Origin of the sequence: uncultured Brachyspira sp., assembly GCF_944390595.1 — a bacterium.
GTDB lineage: Bacteria > Spirochaetota > Brachyspiria > Brachyspirales > Brachyspiraceae > Brachyspira.
In genome coordinates this window covers 1-3,634 of record NZ_CALXRN010000111.1, presented here as the reverse complement: position 1 = coordinate 3,634, position 3,634 = coordinate 1, and the positions used below count along the sequence as shown (strand labels likewise).

The window sequence follows — 3,634 nt, the reverse complement described above, 5'->3', positions numbered from 1 at the left end:
AAAAATGCCTGTTATATCAAGATTTTATGGTATCATTATCAAAATGTATTTTCAGCAAAAAGAGCATAATCCTCCGCATTTTCATGCTATATATGGTGAGTATATTGGTGTTATTGATATCAATGAATTAAAAATGATAGAAGGCGATTTACCTAATAAAGCATGTTCTCTTGTATTGGAATGGGCTAAGAATAATCAAGATGAACTTTTAAATATGTGGAATACTCAAAACTTTAAGCAATTAGAACCTTTGGAGTAATTATGACTTTCCATAAAATTAAAAATGTCAAAGCTTTAGACAATCTCATTTTAGAAATAATATTTGAAAATGAAGAAATAAAATATTATGATATAAAAAAATTAATCCCTGAACATAAAGAGTTTGCAATTTTGAATGATAAGACTTTATTTAATCTTGTCAAGGTAGATGTTGGCGGATACGGAATTTCTTGGAACGATGATTTGGATATATCATGTAACACTTTATACTACGAAGCATAAAATTAACTACAACACTAACCCAGAAATAATTTTTTAAAAATTTACCTTATATATATCCCACCCAAACCGTGCTTTTTGTAACTAAATACAATAAGAAATATATTTAACATTAAATTAATTTAATATCATTTGGTAAATATAAATTGTCACTAAAAAAAATATACTCTTTTGATTTAACTTTTTTATTTATATTATAAAATAAATCTAAATAACTTTTTCTGTATTTATTATATAATGAAAATATAAAATCCGATACATCATAAGTTACTATCCATTTATAATTTATAGAATCTATAACATTATTTAAATTAATATGATCCTTATCTTTATAAAAATTTTTATATAATTCTTTACCTTTCAAAAAATATGGCGGATCAAAATTAATAAAAATATTTTTATATCTTTTTATATTTCTATTTTTTAATAAATCTATAGCATCTAAATTATATAATATAATTCTATTTTTCTCTTTTGCTATATTTTGTATTTTATCAATAAGTTTATCTTTATTAAACCTAGAATCAATTTTATACTTACCAAGTTGTTTTTTACCTCCAATAATTCCTGCATTAATAATTCCAGAAACATTAGTTCTATTCAAAAAAAATGTTGCAAATCCCAAATCAAATAAATTATTAGCATTTTGATTATTATAAATTTCTTTTTGCTTATTCCATTCTTTAATATCAATTTTAGTATGATAAATTTTATCACACATAGTATCTGTATAATTAAGAATACTATACCAAAAAGCATATATTGATATATCAAAATCATTAATTATAATTTTTTCAACATCATTATTTAATAAAAGTTTTAAAGCAATTCCAGCTCCACCTGCAAAAGGTTCTAAATAAGTTTTTCCTATTAGATTATTATATACTATAAGTTTTTTTACATAATCATAAAAAAAACTTTTTCCGCCTGGATATCTTAAAGGAGATACTATTTCTGGCATAATCACTCTCCTTTATTATCTTCTATATTCCACTCATTTCTATCTATACCAAAAAAATGAGCAACTTTTTTAAATAAAATATTTAATTCTTTATAAAATTTATTAACTTCTTCTTCATTTTCTTTTATCCATAACTCAAAAAAATATTTATAATGTTTTTTATATTTATCAAAATGGTTCTTGAATTCTTCTCTCTCTAAACCTTTAGACGAATTATTTTTGGATTTTTCTTCTATTTTTAATTGTATTTTTTTATATAAATTAAAAATTTCTTTTAAATCATCAGATGAATATTCCTTTGATAAATTATATTTACTATCATATAATTCATAATTATTTATTATTACTTCAATATATTCAAAAAATAATTTTTCTGGAGATTTTCCACCTGGTAAACATAATATACAATTTCCTCGCTTATCTTTTACCTTATTTTCTTGATCACCATCAAGTATGCATATACCCAAATAATGTTCATTTTGAAAATTTTCTTTATTAAAGAGTTTTTCTAAATTACTTGAACCTATTGACATTTTTAATAAAAAAAATTTATCCCTTATATAGGAAAATGAATCTCCGTATTTTTTCTCAAAAAAGTCAAATAAAATATTTAAAAATATTCTAGCTTCTTCATCTTCAGTAAAAATATTAATTCTAACATTTTCAAACATTTTCTTTCTACCGATGCTCAAAAGATGCTGTTTCATTTTATAAATATTTGAATTATCTAATTTATCAACTTTATTATTTTTATCTTGTAGATAAATTATATTAATTTGTTCCTTTTTATTTAAAGAATATTCTATTAATGATAAACTATGAGTTGTAAATATTATTTTAATTTTATATTTCTTAGAATATTCCTCTAATTTATCTAATAATTTATTTTGATAATTTGGATGTAAGGTTGCATCTAGTTCATCTATTAAAAATATGGATACAAATTCTTCTTTATCTCTATAATCTTCATCTAAACTATCATAATAATATTCAAATGATACTAAAGCCTGAAGTATTATAAATAAATTATCTTCTCCAGCAGATATTGTATTAGAATCTATACCATCAATATTTGTAGAAAAATCTCCTCTATTTTTTATATTAGAAACGGCTTCATTATATTGATACTCTATATCAAAATTTGTGAATTCTTTATATAATTCTTTTATAGAATTTTTATATTTTTCTGGGAAATCAACATTAATTTTATTTATTAAATCATCATTATAATATTCTCCATAAGGCAATAACCTAGATAAACCAAGATAAATTATAAATCTATACTCTAAAGATTCTTCATTTTTTATTCTATAATATGGTTTAACAGCATATCTATCTGCTTTTTTAGAATTATGTTTCCTGAATCCTAATTTATTATTAGATATAACATTGTATAAAATACCTTTTGTATTTTTAGCAGGATCATTATAGTATTTAGAATTTTTTACTAGCCTTTCTAATTTAGGGTTTATCTCTTTAGTAATTTTATTTGTTATTGTAATGAATTGTTTATCTTTTAAATACTCAAAATTTTTATCTATTTTTTTAAATGAATTACTAATAACATATAATAATGATGATTTACAAGTTCCATTAACACCAGCTATTATATTTATGTTTTTATTAAATTCAAAAGTTATATTTTCAAATTTTCGATATTTTATAAATTCTAATTTTAGCCCCATTATTTATACCTACTAAAAATATATTTAATATTATATACTTTCAAAATATCGTTGTCAATAAAAGAAAAAAGGCAGCCATTATTCATAGCCGCCCTTTTATAATATCTAAATATTAATTATTTTTTATCTCACTGCCTCAGCACATCTAGTACACAACTCTTTATGCTCGCTGTCTGTTCCTACACTGTCATAATGTCCCCAACAGCGTACGCATTTTTCATGACTAGCTTTCTCTGTCTTAACGAAAGAAACGCCGCCCTCTATAAATGTATCGTCCTTGCTGTCAGAAAGTGTTACTTTACTTACGATGAATATCTCGTTTAAATATTTTTCATATTTAGTAAGCAATTCTTTAGTTGCTGGTTCTTTAGTGCATATTGTTACATAAGCCTCTAAAGATTTACCTATTGTGCTATTATCTCTAGCTCTTTCAAGTGATAATAATACATCATCGCGTACTTTAAGAATTGAAGCCCATTCTTTTTCTAAC

The 3,634-nt window shown here is 22.5% G+C and carries 5 protein-coding genes; 2 read left to right on the top strand and 3 right to left on the bottom strand.

Annotated elements, in window-relative coordinates; translation table 11 throughout:
- Positions 1–259 (top strand): DUF4160 domain-containing protein (locus Q0J90_RS06160; RefSeq protein ID WP_297277065.1); only part of this gene is annotated, 259 nt, incomplete at its 5' end.
- A gap of 2 nt (positions 260–261) precedes the next feature.
- On the top strand, positions 262–501 hold the full coding sequence (locus Q0J90_RS06155; protein ID WP_297277064.1) for a DUF2442 domain-containing protein: 240 nt from the start codon (positions 262–264) through the stop codon (positions 499–501).
- A gap of 109 nt (positions 502–610) precedes the next feature.
- On the opposite strand, the gene Q0J90_RS06150 is transcribed toward Q0J90_RS06155, so the two are convergent.
- The 3 genes from Q0J90_RS06150 to Q0J90_RS06140 all read right to left on the bottom strand — a co-directional run.
- Entirely contained in the window at positions 611–1,459 is an 849-nt protein-coding gene (locus tag Q0J90_RS06150) for a DNA adenine methylase (protein ID WP_297277063.1), read from the bottom strand.
- A gap of 2 nt (positions 1,460–1,461) precedes the next feature.
- A complete protein-coding gene (locus Q0J90_RS06145) occupies positions 1,462–3,144 on the bottom strand; it encodes an AAA family ATPase (RefSeq protein WP_297277062.1) in 1,683 nt (560 codons plus the stop codon).
- A gap of 123 nt (positions 3,145–3,267) precedes the next feature.
- A partial coding sequence (locus Q0J90_RS06140; RefSeq protein WP_297277061.1) for a zinc finger domain-containing protein occupies positions 3,268–3,634 on the bottom strand: 367 nt, incomplete at its 5' end.